This is a genomic window from Tsukamurella asaccharolytica, assembly GCF_007858435.1.
Lineage (GTDB): Bacteria > Actinomycetota > Actinomycetes > Mycobacteriales > Mycobacteriaceae > Tsukamurella > Tsukamurella asaccharolytica.
Genome location: NZ_VIGW01000003.1, coordinates 180,535 through 200,069, shown reverse-complemented (window position 1 = coordinate 200,069; position 19,535 = coordinate 180,535). Strand labels below are relative to the sequence as shown.

At 72.2% G+C, this 19,535-nt stretch carries 17 protein-coding genes; 8 read left to right on the top strand and 9 right to left on the bottom strand.

Translation table 11 applies throughout. From position 1 onward, the window contains the following. Positions 1-9: 9 nt before the first annotated feature. The 5 genes from FK529_RS07295 to FK529_RS07275 form a co-directional block, all read right to left on the bottom strand. A complete protein-coding gene (locus FK529_RS07295; RefSeq protein ID WP_146560322.1) occupies positions 10-798 on the bottom strand; it encodes an ABC transporter permease in 789 nt (262 codons plus the stop codon). Next, positions 798-1,658, bottom strand: a complete 861-nt coding sequence (locus FK529_RS07290) for a 2-aminoethylphosphonate ABC transporter permease subunit (protein ID WP_146560321.1) — start codon at positions 1,656-1,658, stop codon at positions 798-800. The genes FK529_RS07295 and FK529_RS07290 overlap by 1 nt, the downstream gene beginning before the upstream one ends. Beyond that, positions 1,655-2,683: an ABC transporter ATP-binding protein gene (locus FK529_RS07285; protein ID WP_146560648.1), complete on the bottom strand. Its 1,029-nt coding sequence runs from the start codon at positions 2,681-2,683 to the stop codon at positions 1,655-1,657. The genes FK529_RS07290 and FK529_RS07285 overlap by 4 nt, the downstream gene beginning before the upstream one ends. Positions 2,684-2,748: 65 nt before the next feature. Further along, positions 2,749-3,780 carry a 2-aminoethylphosphonate ABC transporter substrate-binding protein gene (locus FK529_RS07280; RefSeq protein WP_146560320.1) on the bottom strand — a complete coding sequence of 344 codons (1,032 nt, stop codon included), beginning with the start codon at positions 3,778-3,780 and terminating at the stop codon, positions 2,749-2,751. A 64-nt stretch (positions 3,781-3,844) separates the two neighbouring features. Beyond that, positions 3,845-4,951: a TIGR03364 family FAD-dependent oxidoreductase gene (locus FK529_RS07275; protein WP_146560319.1), complete on the bottom strand. Its 1,107-nt coding sequence runs from the start codon at positions 4,949-4,951 to the stop codon at positions 3,845-3,847. A gap of 155 nt (positions 4,952-5,106) precedes the next feature. Here FK529_RS07275 and FK529_RS07270 point away from each other — a divergent pair, with 155 nt between their 5' ends. Both FK529_RS07270 and FK529_RS07265 read left to right on the top strand, forming a co-directional pair. Beyond that, positions 5,107-5,877 carry a GntR family transcriptional regulator gene (locus tag FK529_RS07270; protein WP_146560318.1) on the top strand — a complete coding sequence of 257 codons (771 nt, stop codon included), beginning with the start codon at positions 5,107-5,109 and terminating at the stop codon, positions 5,875-5,877. Continuing rightward, positions 5,874-6,575 (top strand): phosphonatase-like hydrolase, encoded by a 702-nt coding sequence (locus tag FK529_RS07265; RefSeq protein WP_146560317.1) that lies wholly within the window; start codon positions 5,874-5,876, stop codon positions 6,573-6,575. Before FK529_RS07270 ends, FK529_RS07265 begins: the two co-directional genes overlap by 4 nt. Here FK529_RS07265 and FK529_RS07260 read toward each other — a convergent pair. Together FK529_RS07260 and FK529_RS07255 are read right to left on the bottom strand one after the other, a co-directional pair. After that, positions 6,572-8,371 (bottom strand): HNH endonuclease signature motif containing protein, encoded by a 1,800-nt coding sequence (locus FK529_RS07260; protein WP_146560316.1) that lies wholly within the window; start codon positions 8,369-8,371, stop codon positions 6,572-6,574. The two genes, FK529_RS07265 and FK529_RS07260, sit on opposite strands and share 4 nt — an antisense overlap. Before the next feature lie 127 nt (positions 8,372-8,498). Continuing rightward, positions 8,499-9,188: a TVP38/TMEM64 family protein gene (locus FK529_RS07255; protein ID WP_193559670.1), complete on the bottom strand. Its 690-nt coding sequence runs from the start codon at positions 9,186-9,188 to the stop codon at positions 8,499-8,501. 120 nt (positions 9,189-9,308) lie between these two features. On the opposite strand from FK529_RS07255, the gene FK529_RS07250 reads away from it, so the two are divergent. From FK529_RS07250 to FK529_RS07225, 6 genes are all read left to right on the top strand, one after another. Then, positions 9,309-11,102, top strand: a complete 1,794-nt coding sequence (locus FK529_RS07250) for a methylmalonyl-CoA mutase family protein (protein WP_146560315.1) — start codon at positions 9,309-9,311, stop codon at positions 11,100-11,102. A 1-nt stretch (position 11,103) separates the two neighbouring features. After that, positions 11,104-13,335, top strand: coding sequence for a methylmalonyl-CoA mutase (scpA, locus tag FK529_RS07245; protein WP_146560314.1), 2,232 nt, complete (start codon positions 11,104-11,106; stop codon positions 13,333-13,335). Next, entirely contained in the window at positions 13,335-14,318 is a 984-nt protein-coding gene (gene meaB / locus FK529_RS07240; RefSeq protein WP_146560646.1) for a methylmalonyl Co-A mutase-associated GTPase MeaB, read from the top strand. The genes scpA and meaB overlap by 1 nt, the downstream gene beginning before the upstream one ends. Before the next feature lie 94 nt (positions 14,319-14,412). Beyond that, positions 14,413-16,068, top strand: coding sequence for a thiamine pyrophosphate-binding protein (locus tag FK529_RS07235; protein ID WP_331456317.1), 1,656 nt, complete (start codon positions 14,413-14,415; stop codon positions 16,066-16,068). Then, positions 16,065-16,697, top strand: coding sequence for an SRPBCC family protein (locus FK529_RS07230; RefSeq protein ID WP_146560312.1), 633 nt, complete (start codon positions 16,065-16,067; stop codon positions 16,695-16,697). Before FK529_RS07235 ends, FK529_RS07230 begins: the two co-directional genes overlap by 4 nt. Further along, positions 16,694-17,719, top strand: a complete 1,026-nt coding sequence (locus tag FK529_RS07225) for a 3-oxoacyl-ACP synthase III family protein (protein WP_231702977.1) — start codon at positions 16,694-16,696, stop codon at positions 17,717-17,719. Before FK529_RS07230 ends, FK529_RS07225 begins: the two co-directional genes overlap by 4 nt. A gap of 36 nt (positions 17,720-17,755) precedes the next feature. Here FK529_RS07225 and FK529_RS07220 read toward each other — a convergent pair whose 3' ends face one another. Together FK529_RS07220 and FK529_RS07215 are read right to left on the bottom strand one after the other, a co-directional pair. Then, positions 17,756-19,000 carry an alpha/beta hydrolase gene (locus FK529_RS07220; protein ID WP_146560310.1) on the bottom strand — a complete coding sequence of 415 codons (1,245 nt, stop codon included), beginning with the start codon at positions 18,998-19,000 and terminating at the stop codon, positions 17,756-17,758. A 153-nt stretch (positions 19,001-19,153) separates the two neighbouring features. Continuing rightward, complete coding sequence (locus tag FK529_RS07215; RefSeq protein WP_146560309.1) at positions 19,154-19,525, bottom strand: hypothetical protein; 372 nt, start codon at positions 19,523-19,525, stop codon at positions 19,154-19,156. Positions 19,526-19,535: the final 10 nt, after the last annotated feature.

Sequence of the window (19,535 nt, the reverse complement as noted above, 5' to 3'; positions counted from 1 at the left end):
CGCCGAAGATCAGGCGCGCCGCCGGAACGCCGAAAGCACGCCGAGGATCACCACGGTGACCAGCACGAGGAACATCGTGTTCGCCGCCGCACCGAACAGGTCGCCGCGGTCGGATTGGGTGAACACCGTGACGGGCAGCGTCCGCCACGACGCGGGGTATACCATGATCGTCGCCCCGAGTTCGCCCATGCACAGCGCCACCGACAGCCCGGCGGCCGCCGCGATGGACGGCAGCAGCAGGGGCAGCCGCACCGTGAGCAGCAGGCGCAGGGACGACGCCCCCAGTGAGCCGCCGACCTTGTCCAGCATAGGATCCAGCTGCGAGACCGCCGCCGACACCATCGAGTAGGCGAACGCGAAGACCAGGATCGCCTGCACCAGGATCACGATCGACGGGGTGCCGCCCAGCACCAGCGGCGGTGCCGAGAAGGCCACGAGCACCCCGAGGCCGACCACCACCGACGGCACGGCGACCGGCAGGTGGAAGAACGCGTCGACCGCGCCGCGCAGCCGCCCGGGGAGGCTCGGTACGGCCAGCGCGGCCCAGGTTCCGGCCACGACCGCGAGTCCGGAGGCGAGCAGCGCCGTCTGCACCGAGACGCCGATGCTCGCCGCGTTCTCGGGAGTGAAGACGCCGGCGACGTGCTCGGTGGTCAGCGCCGACGGCAGGACCGAGGTCCAGCTCGCGCTGAACGCGGTGATCACCGTGACGGCGATCGGCGTGATCACCAGCGTCACCAGGACGACGGCGAAGACCGCCCACACGGCAAGGCGAGCTACCGGATTGCGGACCAGCATCAGCGCGTTCCCTTCGTCATGAGCAGGCGGTACAGGGCGTACGCGCCGATGGAGATGACCAGCTGCACCGTGGCGAGGACGGCCGCCGAGGCGAAGTCCTGGCCCACGATCGAGCGGGTGTAGATCAGCATCGGCACCGTGATCACATCCTTGGCGCCGGTGAATAGCACGATCCCGAACTCGTTGAGGGTGAGCAGGAAGGTCAGCGAGCCCGCGGCGGCCAGCGCCGGGAGCACGGCGGGCAGGATCACCCGGGCGATGATCCGCAGCGGACCGGCGCCCAGCGACGAGGCCACGTCGATCTGCACCGTCGGGAACTGGTCGAAAGCGGCGAGCATCGGCCGCACCACGAACGGGGTGTAGAAGGCGATCTCCGCGAGCACCACGCCCCACAGCGAGGTGGTGAACGAGCCCGTCGGGACGCCCATCGACTGCGCCACCCCGACCGGCCCCAGCAGCACGCCGAGCGCCAGCGGGATCAGGAAGCTCGGGAACGAGACCACGACCTCGATGAGCCGCGCGACCGCGGCGGAGCCGGGGAAGGGCACGAAGGCCAGCACGAGGGCGAGGAAGGTGCCCGCGACCAGGCAGCCGGCCGTCGACAGCGCCGCGACCTTCACCGTGGTGCCCAGGGCATCCACCACGGCACCGTCGGTGAGGGTGTCACGCCAGGTGGCGAGGCCGGCGGGGCGCTCGGCCTTGTCGGTGAACGTGCGCGCGACGATCCCGACCAGGGGGTACACCACGGCGATCAGGATGAACGCGACCGGCGGCAGTACCCACACCCAGCGCGGCACCGCGAACGACGGGCCGGCGGACGGCGCCGGGGGTGTGGGCGGCGCGTCCAGCACGGCCGTCATTGCGGCACCACCATCACGTCGGCGGGGTCGACCTCGACCCACAACGTCTCCGCCGTGAGGGGCGCCTCGGTCAGGACCGGCACGTCGACCCCGATCGCGTCCCCCGTGTCGGCGACCCGCGCCGTCACGTGCCGGACCGCGCCGCGCCACTGCTGCTGCTCGACGGTCACGCGCAGCCCGTTCGACGGTGCGCTGCGGGTGAACCGCCAGGCCCACGGGCGGACAGCGAGGACGTGGTCACCGTCGGGCAGCGGGCGCGTGGTGCGCAGCGCCCCGCCCGGCAGGACGTCCGCGCCGCCCAGGAAGGTCGCGGTGAAGCGCGTGGGCGGCCGGTGGAAGAGCTCGTCGGTGGTGCCGATCGCCTCGAGCCGGGCGTCGCGCATGATCGCGACGCGGTCCGCCAGCGCGAGGGCCTCGCTCTGGTCGTGGGTCACGTAGACCATCGCGACGTCGGGCAGCTCGCCACGCAGGCGCTGCAGTTCGCCGAGCATGTCCTTGCGCAGGCCGGCGTCGAGCGCCGAGAGCGGCTCGTCGAGCAGCACCACGTCGGGGCGGGTGGCCAGCGCGCGGGCGATCGCAACGCGCTGCTGCTGGCCGCCCGAGAGCTGCCGGGGCAGGCGATCCGCGTACTCGGCCATCCCGACCATGTCGAGCACCTCGGCGACGCGGGGCGCGATCGCGGCCCGGTCGGCGCGCCGCGACTTCAGGCCGAAGGCGACGTTCTTCGCGACGGTCATGTGGGGGAACAGGGCGTAGCTCTGCACGACGATGCCGATGCCCCGCTTGGCCGGCGAGAGGTGCGTGACGTCGCGGCCGTCGATGGTGACGGTGCCCGACGAGACCTGCTCGAAGCCGGCGATCGCCTTGAGGGCGGTGGACTTGCCGGAGCCGGACGGCCCGAGCAGCGCGACGGTCTCGCCGCGCGCGACCTCGAAGCTGCAGTCCCGCAGCGCAACCGTCTCGCCGTACACGACGCTCACCTCGTCCAGCCCGACTGCCACCGAACGGCGGACCGTCCGGTCCACGGAGTCGTCGTCGAGCCCCTGCGGAACGGCGGGGACGGCGGTGGAGCGGGCGTCCTTCGGCGCGGTCACTGCCCCGTCGCCTTGTCGTAGTCCTTGATGTCGGCGTCCAAGCCGCCGAGGATCTCGTCCCAGTTCGGGTTCCAGATCTCGACGCCGTCGATCGCCTTCTGGAAGGCGTCCCACTGCGGGCCGGACGGAGTGACGTCGGTGCGGACGGGCGCGCCCCAGGCGCGGGCCGGGACGTTCTGCTGGACGTCCTTCGAGAGCAGGTGCTCCATGAGCTTCTTGCCGTTCGCCGCGTGGGGCGCCTTGTCGGCGAGACCCATGTAGTACGGCAGCGACAGCGTGGTCCGCTTGCCCTGGTAGGTGGGGTAGAAGACTTCGTAGGCGACCTTGTCGGCGGCGATGGCGGCGAGCGCCATCTGCACGTCGGAGTTCGCAACGATCAGCTCTCCCTTGGACGTCTTGGGACCGAGCTTGCCGGTGGACGTCGACGGGCCGACGTTGTTCGGCTGGAGGTCCGTGAGGTACTTCAGCGCCGCCTCCTTGCCCATGATGTGCTGGAGGAGCAGCAGCAGGGCGGTGCCGTCCCCGGCCTTACCGGGCGTGGAGTACTGGATCTTCTGCCGGTAGGCGGGCCCGGTGAACTCGGCCCAGTCGGCCGGCTTCGGCTGCGCCGCGGTGTTGCGGATCATGGCGAAGTAGTTGTTGACCAGGGCGACGTAGGTGCCGTCGGCGGACTTCAGCGCGTCCGGCACGGCGGACGTGTCGACATCGGACTTCACGAGTGAGCCCTGCTGCTGGGCCTGTTGGATGAACGGAGGCAGGGTGACGAGGACGTCGACCTGCGGGTTCGCCTTCTCCTTCTGGGCGCGGGAGACGACCTCGCCGGAGCCCGCCTCGACGAGCGCGACCTTGACGCCGGTGTTCTTGGTGAAATCCTCGAACTCGGCCTTGTACCAATCGCCGAGGCCGTCGGCGCTGTAGACGGTGACGGTGTCCGACGAGCCGGTGCCGCCGCCGGTGCCGCCGCACGCGGCGACCGCGAAGACGGCGGCCACGGCCGTGATCGCAGAGAGGGAACGGGTGATGCGCATGGGGGAGTGTCCTTCGGTGTCTGTGGAGCGCAGGTGGGTGGTGTGGGAGGGGAGTTCGGTCGGGTCAGGTCGGGAAGTGGCGCCGGGCGAGGCCGTGGGCGATGGTCATGCCGACGCCGGAGGTCACGATGCGCACACTGAGGCGCTCCTCCGGTTCGGCGACGAGGTAGGGGCGCACCGGGCTCGAGGCGTAGACGCCCTGCCAGCGCTCGATGATCCGTAGCCCGCCGACGCCCAATACGCGGGCGGCCTCGGTGCGGAGGATCTCGGTGACGGCCTCGTCGAGGAAGGGCTCGACGGCGACATCCGTGTGGTGCGAGTCGCCGATGAGCAGGGTGCCGTCGGGGCGTTGCGTGAACATGACGTTCGCGTCGATGCCCAGCAGGTCGGGCCGGTCGGCCTCCATCCGCGTGCGGAGCGCGGCGGCGGCCGCGGTCTCCGCGAACGCGGGGTAGCGCAGTAGCGAGGTCGCGGTGAGGACGGCGGGCGCGACGACGGCGCCCGGGTCCGCCGCGCGGGCCATCTGCAGGGCGCACCGCTGCACCTGGTGCTCCTCGGCGAGACCGGGGTACAGGTGGTCGAGATCGTGCCCGACGCAGACGATCACCCGTTCCGCCGCGATGTGACCGCGGCTGGTGTGAGCGCGCGCGCCGTCGAAGCCGAGATAGGAGGTGCCGAACCGCACCTGCGCGCCGGCCTGCGCGTCGACCCAGGCGGCCAGTCGCGCGACGGTGACCCGCGGGTCCACCCGCAGATCGGCGAGCAGCGCGGCGCCGCCGACGATGTCGTTCGCGCCGCCGCCGGGGAGCGCAGCCCGGACTTCGTCGACGGTGCGCAGGGCGACCTCGGCGGGCCGTGCCGCGGCGAGCTCATCGAGGACGGCGAGCTCGGTCGCGTGGCGGGCGACGGCGAGTCCGCCGGTGGCGCGGACAGCGAGGCCGGCGCGACCGTCCAGGTCGAGCCATCGCTCGCGGGCCAGCTGTGCGAGCTCGGCGAGGTCGCCGGACTGGCCGGTGACGCACGCGTGTCCGAAGTTGCGGATCGAGGCGCCGACGGCGCGACGGTCGCGGTCGACGACGGTGACCGTCAGGCCCCGGTCGAGGGCTTCGACGGCGTGCGCCAGGCCCACGATGCCGGCGCCGACGACGAGGACGTCCGTTGCGGTGTTCATGGCTCCTAGAGTGGCGACCCGGCGGCACGCTTGGCAAGACAGATCTCCAGATGTCTATACAAGTTGTGTCGCTGTACATCCAGGTAAAGCCATAGTTCACCCGGCGTTCACCCAAGAATCGGGTCGGGAATACTCCGGCTTGTATACTCAACGCTATGAGTGCAGCTCCCCTTCATCAACGCCTCGCCACGGAGTTCCGTGCGCGGATCGCCTCCGGTCGCTGGCCCGAGGGAGAACAGGCTCCGAGCGAGGCCCTGTTGTGCGAGGAGTTCGGAACGTCCCGCGGGCCGGTTCGGCAGGCGCTGGCGACGCTCCGCGCGGAGGGCCTGATCGTCGGCGGCCAGGGGCGCTCGCCGATCGTCCGCCGCAACGTCCCCAGTCACAGCGCCAGCGCCCTCGGATCGTTCACCGCCTGGGCGCGCGAGCAGGGCCGCGAACCCGGGCAGCGCACCACCCTGCAGGCGCGGGTCCCCGCCACCGCGGACATCGCCGAGCGGCTCCAGGTCGACCCCGGCGAGCCAGTGCTCGAGCTCCGCCGCGTCCGCACGCTCGACGGCACGCCGGCCCTCTGCGAGACCATGTACTTCGTCTGGGCGCTGGGGCGGCGCCTCATGGAGTTCGATCCTGACTCCGGCTCGGTGAACCGCTTCCTTCTGGACGCGGGCGCCGACCTCTACGCCTCCACGCATCGGATCGACGCCGTCGCCGCCTCCGCCGAGGACGCGGCGCAGCTCGGTCTCCCGGAGGGCGCCCCACTGCTGCGAGTGCGCCGCACCACCACCGACGCCGCCGGCGACGTCGTCGAATACAGCGAGGATCGCTACGTCCCCGGCGTGACCACCGTGATCGTCGAGAACCGACTCTTCGCGGCGCCCCCGGCGAACCAGCCGGCGCTGCGATCCGTACCCGTCAGGAGAGACGCATGACCGCATCCGACCGCACCATCGAACTCGTCGCGCTGGATATGGCCGGCACCACGATCGACGACGGCGGCGCCGTGTACGAGGCGCTGCGCGGGGCCGTCGAGGACGGTGGGGCGTCCGTCGCGCAGGCCGACCTGCAGGTGTGGATGGGCACCGACAAGGTGGAGGCCATCGCCAACCTGCTGCGACTGGGCGGCGTCGAGCCCACACCCAATCGCGTCGACGCCGGCTTCGCGCGCTTCCGCGAACGCCTGCAGGAGGCCTACGCCGCGAGCCCGCCCACCGCGATCGACGGAGTGCCCGCCGCGCTCGCCGAGCTGCGGGGCCGGGGCGTCAAGGTCGCCCTCACCACCGGCTTCGACGATGCCGTCGCCCTCCCGCTCCTCGCCGCGCTCGGCTGGACGATCGGCGACGGTGCCGACGCGGTCGTCGACGCCGTGGTCACCACCTCCGACGTGGCCGCGGGCCGCCCGGCGCCGTACATGATCCACCGCGCGATGGAGCGCACCGGCGTGCGCGACGTGCGCCGCGTGCTGGCCGCGGGCGACACCGCTGTCGACGTGCAGGCCGCGAGCAACGCGGGTGCGCTCTCCGTGGGGGTGCTCACGGGCAAGGCCGACCCGCAGGTACTCGCCGACGCGGGCGCCGACCACGTACTCGGCGGCGTCGTCGACATTCCGGGGCTCCTCGCCACGTCCTAGAACGGCGGCGGTCGGAGGGGCGCGGTGTCGTCGTAGCCCTCGCCCACGGTTTCGGCTTCGGCACGCTCCCGCTCCCGGGCGCGTTGTTCCGCCGCGGCGGTGCGGTGTTCTCGGTGTTCCTCGCGGAGGAGCTGGTTCTGGGCGCGGAGGGCGCGGCGGGCTTGCGCGCGACGTTTCGCGGCGGAGGCGAGCCAGTCGGGGTTCCTGAGTTTCGCGGGTGCGGGTTCGGGTACGTCCCAGATGATCCGTTCGAGCCCCGGAAGGAGTTCGCGGGCGGTGCCGGGTGGGACGGCGTGGACTCCTCCTGCGGGGTGTCGCCATTCGACGGTGCCGTCGGGCAGCAGGTCGGAGAGCCAGCCCGTCTCGGTCTTGATGCGGTGGTGGAAGCCGCACAGCGGTACCAGGTTCCCCGGTGAGCCACGGCCGGCGACGGCGGTGGTTCCCCCGGTGGCGGGATCGTGGTGGTCGTATTCGGCGACGTGGTCGGCCTGGCATCGGTCTGAGGCCACGCTGCAGCCGGGGAAGACGCAGGTCGGGTAGGTCAGGCGCATGACCAGCAGCTGGTACCAGGTGGGCCGGTATCCGCCGGCGCCGCGGGCGTGGACCTCCCCGGTCGCCGGGTCGCGGCGGCCCAGGACCCGCCACTGCGTCTGCGTGGCGGCGATCAGCTCCCGCGCCTGTTCGACGGTGGCCGGGCCGGTGATGCCCGGGTCCCCGGCGAGGATCACCGCCCCGCGGCGGCGCGGATCGATACCGCTACCGGCCTCGGCGCCCTCGTCGTGCTCGTCCGCGGTGTCATCGGTCGCGACGTGACCCGCCTCGTCTACGGCGTCATCGGTGACCAGGTCGAGTTCGGGTTCGGGCGGGGCCGCCGCCTCGTCAGTGGCGTCGGCCGTGGCGTCGGCGAGGTCGGTCTCGTTGAGGACGATCACCGCCAGGGCCCGGATCTCCTGCGACACCGCACTGGTCCGCGGACGAGCTTGACGCAGGTCGCAGGATTTCTTGCCGCACAGGCATGCCAGGGTCTCGTAGCCCTCGGCCAACGCGACGAGTGCGGCCACCTGCCGCTGCCCCAGGGTGCGGCCATCGTCCCGGCACACCGACTGCGCCAGCGGACCGATCAGCGCGGACAACCGCAACGCCTCCGACTTCGGCATCACCGCCTCCAGATCGACCAACCCGTCCGCACGGGTGTGGAAGTCGAGCCGCTCCCGTGGCGGCGCCGGCGGCGTGTCGCGCGCCGCAGCGGGGTCGAGTCGGGTGAGGACACTCTTCGCTGCGTCCGCCACCGCCCGCACCGTGAGCGACTGCTCGCACCGGACCGCGAGCCACGCGGTGATCCGCTCATCGAAGACCTTCGCGACCTGCCCATCGAGCACCGCGGTAGACGCCCGCAGCACCTCCCGCGCCAACGACAGCGACACCTTTCCGGCGGCGAACAACTCGAACAGGCGCGGGCACCGCTCCCGCAGATCCAGTCCACGATGCACCGCCGCGGCCGCGGCGCTGCGGCCGGTTCCCAGCGCGGCGCCGACCTCCGCCACCAACTCGTCCCAGTCGTCGACGAACCGCCGGGAGGATTCCTCCCGGACTCGACGCGCGTCGTCACGCAACTCGTACAGCCTGGTCAGCACCGCCGACCGTTCCGCCTCCAGCCGGTTCTGCTCCACCGTCAACACCCGCAACCGCGACAGCGCACCCGCCGCGGTCAACCCGGACACCGCACCGTCGAGCACCGCCGGCAGCGGCGTCGACACCCGCCTGCCCAGCGTGAATGCGTCGTCCGAGTAGCTCATAGCTTCTATTATCGTGGGTCACATCGAACAAAAACAGATCTTGACAAGGACTTTCTAGGATGACATAGAGAATCTTCTTCGCGTCAGCGCACGACAGCGCAGGCCCAGATCCTTGCGGATCTAATGATCAAGCCTCAGGTCTTGCGGGCATGCGAGCGTCAAGGAGCAGGCCCGCGATGCCGATGGCCATCAGCGCGCCGCTGATCACCACGAGCCACGGCGACGACTCCCCGGTCAGCGCGTCGCCGAGGAGGACGACCGCGATCGTGCCGGGCGCAAGGCCCGCCACCGTCGCGCCGAAGTACGGCCAGAAGCGCACCGGAGACAGCGCCGACGCGTAGTTGACGAGGGAGAAGGGCGCGGGGGCGATGAGTCGCAGCGACCCGACGGCGAGCCAACCGCGGGCCCGCAGGCGGGCGGCGATCGGGGCGTACGCGCGGTGCTCCCGGGCCCGTGCGATCACGCGCGACGGGTGCCGCCGATCGACCTCCCGCACCCCGAGGAAGGCGATCGACGCCGCGACGGTCGATGCGGCCATGCACACCGCGATCCCCACGACGGGGCCGAACAGGAATCCCGCCGAGACCGTGAAAATGGTCCGCGGGATCGGAAACACCGTGATCACCGCGTGCGCCACGAAGAACAGGACGAGGAACCACGGCCCCGTCGAATCCGCCCAGGCCCTGATCGTGGCGGCGCCGGGGTGCGGTAGCAGCATGCCGAGGACGACCAGTCCGAGGATCGCGGCGCCGCCGACGGCCGCCCGGAGCACCAGTCCGCGGTCGCCGGGCCGGATCCGAGATTCGTTGGCACCCACGGGACGACCCTACTGGGGCGTAGTAGGTGCAATCGGTTAACGTGAGTTCTCGGACGCCGTTGTGACGCGACGGCGGGTGCGGGGTCGTGCGTGTGCGCGGCCACAGGTGAGGAGGCCCACGTGGTGGACAGTCCGTACGAGGCATGGCGCGAGTCCGTCGGCGCCGTGCTCGCCAAGTCGCGCGGCGGCACGGCGCCCGAGGACCCGATCGCCTCGCTGACCGCCCTCACGGAGGACGACGGCGTGCAGATCGCGCCGCTCTACTCGCAGCGCGACGAGCTACCCGAGGATCCGCTGCCCGGCACCTTCCCGTTCGTCCGCGGCGGCAATCCCACCCCGGACGTGCGGCTCGGCTGGAAGGTCGCCGAGCGTTTCGACGCCACCACCGATGCCGCCGACGTGCTGGGCGCGCTGGAGTCCGGTGCGAGTGCGCTGTGGCTCACCCGACCCGACCCCGCGGCGCTCCTCGAGGGCGTCTACCCCGACATGGCGCCGATCCTGCTCACCGCCGGGGGCGGGGCCGCCGACGCCGCGGCGCAGGTCTACGCCGCGCTCGACAGGGCAGCCGAGTCCGACGCCTACCGCGCCGACCTGGTCCGCGTGAGCCTCGGCGCGGCGCCGCTGACCTCGCAGGTCGTCGGTCGTGCCGACGTCTCCGTCGACGAGGCCGTCGAGCTGGCCCGCGCCGCCGACGCCCGCACCGAGGACGTGCGCGCCCTCGTCGCCGACGGTGCCGACCTGCACAACGCCGGCGCGACTGCCGCCCAGGAGCTGGGCCTGACCGCGGCCGCCGCGCTGGACACGGTGCGCGTGCTCACCGCGGCCGGCCTGACCGCCGCCGCCGCGCTTAATCAGCTCACGATCCGGCTCGCCGCGACCGACGACCAGTTCCTCACACTCGCCAAGATCCGCGCCTGGCGCACGGTCTGGGCCCGCGTCGCGCAGCACCTCGGTGCCCCCGCGGCCGGGAACGCGCCCGTGCACGCCGTCACCTCGCTCGCCGCGACGACGCAGCGCGACCCCTGGGTGAACCTGCTCCGCACCACCGTCGCCGCCTTCGGCGCGGGCCTGGGCGGCGCCGACTACGTCACGACCCTGGACTACGACGAGGCTCTGCCCGCCGGCATCGAGGGCTATTCGGCCGCCTTCGCCCGGCGCATCGCCCGCAACACGCAGCTGCTGCTGCTCGAGGAGTCGAACCTCGGCCGCGTCGTGGACCCCGGGGCCGGCTCGTGGCACGTTGAATCGCTCACCGACGACCTCGCCCGCGCCGCCTGGGGCGTTCTCCAGTCCGTCGAGGGCGCGGGCGGCTTCGCCCGCGCCGCCGCGGAGGAGGTCGTCGCGGCGCAGCTCGGCGAGTCCGCCGACCGCCGCGACGCCGCCGTGGCCCGGCGCGCGCGCAAGATCACCGGCGTCAACGAGTTCCCCAACCTGGCGGAGCCGCCCGTGGCACCGTCGGCCGCGACGAACGGCCCCGTCGTGCGGTCGTACGCCGCGCCCTTCGAGGCCCTGCGCACCCGTTCCGACTCCTTCCTGCGCGAGCACGGCGTCCGGCCGCGGATCCGGATGGTGACGATCGGCACCGTCGCGCAGCACAACGGCCGGTCGACCTTCCTGACCAACCTGCTCGCCTCCGGCGGGATCGAGACGGTCCCCGACGCGGCCGAGCAGGCCGCCGGCACCGCGACGCTCGACGGCTCGCCGGGCGTGCGGGTCGCCGCTCTCGCGGGATCCGATGCTGGCTACGCCGCCGAGGGGGAGGCGCTCGCGCGCTCGCTCCGCGACGAGGGGTGGTTGGTGCTGCTCGCGGGCGCGCCCGGCACGGTCGACGACGGCCTCATCGACATCTACCTGCACGCGAAGATCGACGCCGCCGCCGCGCTCGACGATCTGCTGACCCGGCTGGGGGCATGAGATGACTGACACCACCATCGGCAGTTTCGCCGACGTCCCGTTCGAGGAGCTGCCCGGCGCCGCGCCGTCGACCGCCGACGTGGACGCCTTCGTGGAGGCCGCCGCCGCGGCCTACGCCTACACCCCGGACCAGCTCACCTGGACCACCCCCGAGGGCATCGACGTCAAACCGGTCTACACCCGAGCCGACCGCGACGCCGTCGCCGAGGCGGGCTACCCCGTCGACTCGTACCCCGGCGCGGTGCCCTTCATCCGTGGTCCGTACCCGACGATGTACGTCAACCAGCCGTGGACCATCCGGCAGTACGCCGGCTTCTCGACCGCGGCCGAATCCAACGCCTTCTACCGGCGCAACCTGGCCGCGGGCCAGAAGGGCCTGTCGGTGGCGTTCGACCTGGCGACCCACCGCGGCTACGACTCCGACCACCCGCGCGTCACCGGCGACGTGGGCATGGCGGGCGTGGCGATCGACTCGATCCTCGACATGCGCCAGCTCTTCGACGGTATCGACCTGGGCGGCGTCTCCGTCTCCATGACGATGAACGGCGCCGTCCTGCCGATCCTCGCGCTCTACGTGGTGGCGGCCGAGGAGCAGGGCGTCGGACCGGAGAAGCTCGCGGGCACCATCCAGAACGACATCCTCAAAGAGTTCATGGTGCGCAACACCTACATCTATCCGCCCGCGCCCTCGATGCGGATCATCTCCGACATCTTCGGGTACACCTCGCAGATGATGCCGAAGTTCAACTCCATCTCGATCTCCGGCTACCACATCCAGGAGGCCGGGGCCACCGCCGATCTGGAGCTCGCGTACACGCTGGCCGACGGTGTCGAGTACATCAAGGCCGGCATCGACGCGGGCCTCGACGTGGACAAGTTCGCGCCGCGCCTGTCCTTCTTCTGGGGCATCGGGATGAACTTCTTCATGGAGGTCGCCAAGCTCCGCGCCGCACGCCTGCTGTGGAGCGAGCTCGTGGCGGAGTTCGACGCCAAGAACAGCAAGTCCCTCTCGCTGCGCACCCACTCGCAGACCTCGGGCTGGTCGCTGACCGCGCAGGACGTCTTCAACAACGTGGCGCGCACCTGCGTCGAGGCGATGGCGGCCACGCAGGGCCACACCCAGTCGCTGCACACCAATGCCCTCGACGAGGCCATCGCGCTGCCGACGGACTTCTCCGCCCGTATCGCCCGCAACACGCAGCTCGTGCTGCAGCAGGAGTCCGGCACCACCCGGCCGATCGACCCGTGGGGCGGCTCCTACTACGTCGAGACGCTCACGCACGAGCTCGCCGAGCGGGCCCGCGCCCACATCCGCGAGGTCGCCGAGCACGGCGGCATGGCGAAGGCCATCAGCGAGGGCATCCCGAAGCTGCGCATCGAGGAGGCTGCGGCCCGCACGCAGGCACGCATCGACTCGGGTCGCCAGCCGGTGATCGGCGTCAACAAGTACCAGGTCGCCGAGGACACCGTGATCGAGCTGCTCAAGGTCGACAACTCCAAGGTCCGCGCCGAGCAGCTCGCGAAGCTGGAGCAGCTGCGCGCCGAGCGCGACCCCGAGGCCGTCGCGGCCGCGCTGGCGAATCTCACTCGTGCGGCCGCCTCATCGGAGGGCGGCATGGAGAACAACCTGCTGGCGCTCGCGATCGACGCCGCGCGGGCGAAGGCCACCGTCGGCGAGATCTCCGACGCGCTCGAGCAGGTCTACGGTCGGCACCAGGCCGAGATCCGTACGCTCAGTGGCGTGTACCGCGACGAGGCCGGGGCGGCCGACAACATCCACACCGCGACCGAGCTGGTGGAGAAGTTCGCAGAGGCCGACGGCCGTCGTCCGCGCGTGCTCATCGCCAAGATGGGCCAGGACGGCCACGACCGCGGACAGAAGGTGATCGCCACCGCGTTCGCAGACCTCGGCTTCGATGTCGACGTGGGCCCCCTGTTCTCCACGCCGGAGGAGGTCGCGCAGCAGGCTGCCGACAACGACGTGCACGTCGTCGGGGTCTCCTCGCTCGCGGCGGGCCACCTGACCCTGGTACCCGCACTGCGGGACGCCCTCGCGGAGGTGGGCCGCCCGGACATCACGATCGTGGTCGGCGGTGTCATCCCGCCCGGCGACTTCGACGAGCTGTACGCGGCCGGCGCCTCGGCGATCTACCCGCCCGGCACCGTCATCGCCGATGCCGCGGTGAACCTGCTGCACGAGCTGGGCAACAAGCTGGGGTACCAGCTGGCGTGATCACCGTCGCCGAGCTCGCGGACGGGGTGCGGGCCGACAAGCGCGCCCTGTTGGCGCGCGCTATCACGATGGTCGAATCCCGCCGGCCCGATCACCAGGCCCTGGCGCAGGAGCTGCTGCTCGCGGTGACGCCGGGACCGGACGCGCCGATCGCCACCCGCGTCGGGATCACGGGCGTGCCGGGGGTGGGGAAGTCGACCACCATCGAGGCCCTGGGCAACCACCTGATCTCGCTGGGGCACAAGGTCGCCGTCCTCGCGGTGGATCCGTCGTCCACCCGCAGCGGCGGTTCGATCCTGGGCGACAAGACCCGGATGGGCACGCTCGCGGTGAACCCGCGCGCGTACATCCGTCCGTCGCCGACCTCGGGCACCCTCGGCGGCGTCGCGAAGGCCACCCGCGAGACCATGGTGCTCATGGAGGCCGCCGGCTTCGACGTGGTCCTGGTCGAGACCGTCGGCGTCGGGCAGTCCGAGGTCACCGTCGCGAACATGGTCGACACCTTCACCTTCCTCACCCTGGCGCGCACGGGCGATCAGCTGCAGGGCATCAAGAAGGGCGTCCTCGAACTCGCCGACGTGGTGGCGGTCAACAAGGCCGACGGTGACCACGTCGTCGAGGCGCGCGTCGCCGCCCGCGAGCTGTCGAGCGCGCTGCGCCTGATCCACCCGCCCGGCTCCCTGTGGCGCCCGCCGGTGCTCACGCAGAGCGCCGTCGAGGGTACCGGCATCCCCGAGTTCTGGGACGCCGTGCTCCGGCATCGCAGCACGCTGCAGGAGGCGGGGGAGTTCGACCGCCGTCGCCGGCAGCAGCAGGTCGACTGGACCTGGACGATGGTCCGGGACGCGATCCTCGGCCGGGTCGAGCACTCCGACGGTGTGCGGGCCGTGCGGTCCGAGGTCGAGGCGTCCGTGCAGAACGGCTCGCTGACGCCTGCCCTCGCCGCGCAGCGCCTCCTCGACGCCTTCGACGGCCGCTCGTGAGGAGCGCGGCCGCCCGAGCGGCGGGTGCGGGATCCACCGGATAAGCGGACGCCGTTCGCCTGGTGTGTTGTGATTGCGATCACGCAGGCCTACTGTGAAGATTGTGACTTCAAGCGTCGCTGAGCGAATTGCAAATGCTTTGTATGCGTTTGGTTTTCGCTTCGTATACGGCATTCACGGGGCCAATTCCGAGGACCTGTTCGCCGCGCTTCTCCGCGCGCCCGCGGATCGTCGCCTCACGGTGACCATCGCCAAGCACGAGTTCGGAGCCGGCGCCATGGCCGACGGCGCGGCGCGCATGACCGGCCGCCCCGGGTGCCTCATCGCCACCTCCGGGGGCGCCGCCATGAACTGCGTCCCCGCGCTCGCCGAGGCGTATCAGTCCCGCTCACCCGTCCTCGCGCTCATCGGCAGCCCGCCGAGCGCCGCCGAGGGGAGCGGCGCCTTCCAGGACATGTGCGCGGCTCCGCGCACCGTCGACGCCCTCGCGGTGCTGCGCGGGGTCACCGGATTCGCCGCCAAGGTCAGCGGCCCGGAGGGCCTGGCGGCAGCGCTCGACGGCGCGTTCGCGGCGCTCGAGCAGGGCCTGCCCGCGGCGCTCCTCCTGCCGAAGGACGTCCAACTCGCCGAACATCCCGGACCGGTCGGGCGCACCCCCGCGCCGGCCCGATTCGTGGCGCCGTCGGACGAGGTCGTGCGCCTCCTCCGCGCGGCCCGCCGACCGCTGATCCTGCTCGGCGAGGCCGCGTCCCGGGCGCGGCTCGCGGGCCCGGTCGCGGAGCTCGCCGGCGCGACCGGTGCGGTGGTCGCCGTCGGGCCCAATGGCCGGGACGCCGCCCCGCGGACCGGGGTCGTGGGCATCGCGGGGGTCATGGGGCACCCCGCCGTCGCAGGCGTCGCCGCCGACGCCGACCTGATCCTCGCCCTGGGCACCGACCTCGACCTCATGGACCGCACCGGACTCGACGACGTGATGGACGTGACCTGCACCGTGCACGTCGGCTCCGAGCCGCCGCTGCGCGACGTCACGGTCCACGAGGGCACCCCCGACCTCGCCGCGTACGCGCGGGCACTCACGGCCGCCGTCGAAACGCGTCCGCGCGACCCGTGGACCGATGTCACGCCCACGCCGATGACCGTGCCCCGGAACCAGTCCGGCCGGATGACCTGTGCGGACGCCGTCGACGCACTGGCCGGAGCGATCCCCGCCGATGCGCTGGTCTTCGCCGATGCCGGCAACGCCGGGGCGGCCGCGGTGCACCGCCTGCCGCTGGGCAGTGGCGATCGGTTCCTCGTCGCACTGGGGATGGGTGGGATGGGGCACGGCATCGCCGCGGGGATCGGCGCGGCGATCGCCACCGGCAGGCCGACGGTGATCATCGCCGGCGACGGCTCCTTCTTCATGCACGGTATGGAGATCCACACCGCGATCGAGGCGCGCGCGCCGGTCCTGCTCGTGGTTCTCAACAACGATGCGCACGGCATGTGCGTCGCCCGCGAGGACAAGTTCTTCCCCGACCTGCCCAGCATCAACACGTTCCGGCCCAGCCGTATCGCCGAGGGCTTGGGCGCCATGTTCCCCACGCTGCCCGTGCGATCGGCCACCACGCCCGATGCTGCGCGCGCCGCTGCCGTCGGGCTCCTGGCCGCGGCGTGGAGGGGACCGTCGTGCCTGGAGATCGGCACCGACCCGGCGGAGATCCCGCCGTTCGCAGCCCTACTACCCGATACCGCGAAGGAGCATTCATGATCCCGGCGATCGACATCGACGGCACCATCCGGATCGAGAGTCACCCGCGCCCGGTGGCGCAGCCGATCCTCGTCGACCGGATGCGGTCGGTGTACCCGCACGAGCAGATCTACGGCGATTTCTGCCCCGTGCAGTCGTACGTGAACGCCCCACCCGACGAGCTGTACGACTGGCTCTCCGATACCCGTTCCCTCGAGGAGTGGACGTACAGCCTGCGTGGCTTCCGCGAGACGGAGGAGCCGGGCCTGTGGGTCGCGCAGGACATGCTCGGCGCCGACACCGAGATCTACACCCGCACCGTCGCGCAGCCGGACGCGCGCACCATCGACTACCACTGCGCGTGGGACCAGGGGAAACACCTCTGGATGATCTACCTGATGCGGGTGGTCGACGCGCAGCTCGTGCTGAACCGCCCCGGCTCCGTCGTACTCTGGGTCAACTGCCACCACCCGTTCTACGACGAGAACCCGTATCCCGAGACGGCGCCGCCCGACCGCCCGGTCTGGGTGGGTGATCTGTGGGAAACCTTCGGCGCCGGCCACCAGATGGAACTCGAGAACCTCAAGGCCATCGCCGAACACCGGCACGCCAACGGCGAGCCGGTCAAGCCCGAGTGGATGGCCTCGTGACCGCCGCGCTCGTCAACCCGCGCATCGTCGGGTTGGCCTCCTACCTGCCGGAGAACCGGGTGCCCGCCGAATACTTCCGCGAGTACGCCGACGCCGACAGTCGCACGCTCACGTCGAACCCGATGTTCGCGCCGCCCGCCTACCGGCACCACGCCGCAGCCGGGGAGTCGAACGTCGACCTGATGTGCGCCGCGATCGACCGGCTCCGGGAGCAGGTCGGCGACGCGATCGAGCAGGCCGACGTGATCCTCAGCCACTCGCAACTGCCCGACCTGCCCGTGGTCGGCTGCGGCGGCGACGTCGCGCGCCGCCTCGGATCGAAGCCCTCGCTCGTGCTGGACCTCCACAACGGCGGTTGCGCCGCCTTCCTCCTCATGCTGCAGCTCGCGCGGACGATGTTCACCGCCGGGACGGCGCGCTCGGCGCTGTTGCTCACCGCGACCAACGCCGCCGGCAGCGTCTTCACCCAGGACCGGGTGCGGAACCTGCCCCAGGCGGCCATCCCCGGCGACGGTGCCGCCGCGGCGCTCGTCGTCGCCGATCCGCAGGGCGGCGGTCTCGAGGTCCGCGAGGTGGTGTGCGCGCAGCACAGCGAGTACGCGGGCGACATGACCGCGGCGGTCGAACCGCCGCGCAAGTACTGGGAGGCCGGCGAGGGCCAGCTGCACGTCGGCTTCACCGAGGCCAAGATCGCCAAGGTGCTCGCCCGCGGCAACCGGCTCGTCCCGGAGGTCGCACTCGCGGCCGCGGCGGCGGGCGGGCTGCGCGGGCCCGACGTCGGGCACCTCGTCACGAACCAGCCGAACCGCACCTTCCTGCGGAACTGGCGCGAGGCCCTCGAGCTCCCGCCGGAACGGCACCCCGACACCTTCGACGAATGCGGCAACCTGTTCGCCGTCGGCGTCCCGCACACCTTCGCCACGGCCCGCGCCGACGGTCGGATCGGCGCCGGCGAGGACGTCGTACTGGCCGCGTTCGCGCACGCCGGTGACTTCGCCGCCGGGGCCCTGCTCCGCACCTGACCGGCCGAAGCCCTGCGTCCCGGAGGTCCTGCGGCTCTAGCCCGGTAGGCCCAGGCGTCGGCCGAGCCAGTCCAGCTCCGCCGTGAGGCCGCCCGACCACACCGTGAAATTGTGGCCGCCCCGCAGGGGCAGGGTCCGCACCTCCATGCCCGCCCGGCCCGCGGCCGCGGCGACCCGCCGTGCGGCCGCGGTCGAGGCGGCGTCGTCGGTGCCCGCGACCAGCACCCCGGCCGAGTCGGGGTAGCGGTGCAGCGAGAGCTGCGTCATCGGGTCCGCGAGAGCGTAGGCGGCGCGGTCGCCCGCGAAGGCGTCGCGGATCGTGCTCTCGAGCCCGCCGCCGAGGTCGGGCTCGGCCTCCGGCGACAGGGCGAGGAAGGTGCGGAAGACCTCGGGGAAGCGGGTGGCGAGCTGCAGCGCGCAGGTACCACCGTACGAGTAGCCGCCGACCGCCCACGCCTGCGGCGCGGCGTCGACGGCGAGGTTCTGCCGCACCCATGCGGGCACGTCCTCGGCCAGGTAGGTCGCGGCGCGGGCGCGCCGCGTGTCCGCGCACAGCGGGTTGTCGAACTGACCGCCCGTCGTGTCCGGCACCACCACTACGGGGGCGATGCCGCCCTTGCGCTGGGCGTAGGCGTCCATCGTCCGGGCGAGCTTGCCGCCCGCGAACCAGTCGCGCGGCGAGCCGGGCTGGCCGTGGAGCAGCATCAGTACCGGCAGCCGCTCGCGCGCACCCGACAGATAGGCCGGCGGGAGGTAGACCAGGGCCTGCCGGGCGGCGAAGCGGGACCGGACCGGCGGCACCGTCGCGCGCACGACGACGCCGCGCTCGGCGGACGTCCCGGGGTTCGGCCGCGGCACCGTCGCCGGGTAGTCCACCGGCAGCAGGTCCTCCACCGACGGGTACGCCGAGTACAGCGAGTTCACCTGGCCCGCGCCCATCAGCAGCACGACGCCCACCGCGACGCCGCTGAGGCCGGCGGAGCGCCACGACGGGGCCCGCGCCACCCGCACCCCGGCCAGGAGTAACGCCAGCACTGCCAGGGCGATCCACAGCAGCACAAGCGGGTCGAGCCGATCCGGGAACGGCTTCCACACGTCCTCGACGAGGAAGTCGACGAGCGCGCTCGCGGCGAGCGCCGCGCCCAAGCACAGGAGCACGGTGCGCGCGGACCCCGTGCGACGGGTAGCGCTGATCAGGCCTGCCAGCGCGGCGGCGCCCGCGAGGAGCAACAGGAGAGGTACGGGACCTGCTGTGAGCTGCAGGTTCCGCAGGGGGTTCACCGGCCGCACTCCCGTCCTCGCACGCGCTCACGATAGGTGGCCTCGGTAAGACGAACCTGTGGAGAGGCGCCGGATTCCCGACGTTCTACGCTGTGAGCCACGACACTCTCGGACGCCTCCGCGTACGGGGACGCCGGGCCTGACGGTGCTCCGCTACGCCTCCGGCGCATCCGGGGGCGGAGTGGGTGTACCCAGCGACCGGCGGATCTCCTCGAGCTTCGCCTTCGCGGCCTTCTCCCGCTCGGCGAAGGCGCGTTCGGCGTCCTGGCCGGCGGCGGTGCCGTGCGCGAGCTCCTCCGCGCCCACCGCGGTGGTCGTGCGGCGCTCGATCTTCTCCCGCACATGGTCGAAGGTCGGGACCCCGGCGCTCGTGTAGCCGGTGACCTCTTCGTACGACGGTGCCACTGGTCCGCTCGGCGGGAGGTCGACGATCTCCGCCTCGATCGGTTCGGACGAGGCGGTGCCCGGCTCCGTTGGGGCCGGCTCGGTGTTCGGAGGCTGTGCGGCGTCGCCGGGGTGCGTCATGCCCCCAGGG

Coding starts and splice junctions, on each gene's coding strand:
- FK529_RS07290 (WP_146560321.1), bottom strand. CDS start 1,658: ATGACGGCCGTGCTGGACGCGCCGCCCACACCCCCGGCGCCGTCCGCC.
- FK529_RS07260 (WP_146560316.1), bottom strand. CDS start 8,371: ATGAGCTACTCGGACGACGCATTCACGCTGGGCAGGCGGGTGTCGACG.
- FK529_RS07295 (WP_146560322.1), bottom strand. CDS start 798: ATGCTGGTCCGCAATCCGGTAGCTCGCCTTGCCGTGTGGGCGGTCTTC.
- FK529_RS07270 (WP_146560318.1), top strand. CDS start 5,107: ATGAGTGCAGCTCCCCTTCATCAACGCCTCGCCACGGAGTTCCGTGCG.
- FK529_RS07215 (WP_146560309.1), bottom strand. CDS start 19,525: ATGACGCACCCCGGCGACGCCGCACAGCCTCCGAACACCGAGCCGGCC.
- FK529_RS07275 (WP_146560319.1), bottom strand. CDS start 4,951: ATGAACACCGCAACGGACGTCCTCGTCGTCGGCGCCGGCATCGTGGGC.
- FK529_RS07265 (WP_146560317.1), top strand. CDS start 5,874: ATGACCGCATCCGACCGCACCATCGAACTCGTCGCGCTGGATATGGCC.
- scpA (WP_146560314.1), top strand. CDS start 11,104: ATGACTGACACCACCATCGGCAGTTTCGCCGACGTCCCGTTCGAGGAG.
- FK529_RS07280 (WP_146560320.1), bottom strand. CDS start 3,780: ATGCGCATCACCCGTTCCCTCTCTGCGATCACGGCCGTGGCCGCCGTC.
- FK529_RS07230 (WP_146560312.1), top strand. CDS start 16,065: ATGATCCCGGCGATCGACATCGACGGCACCATCCGGATCGAGAGTCAC.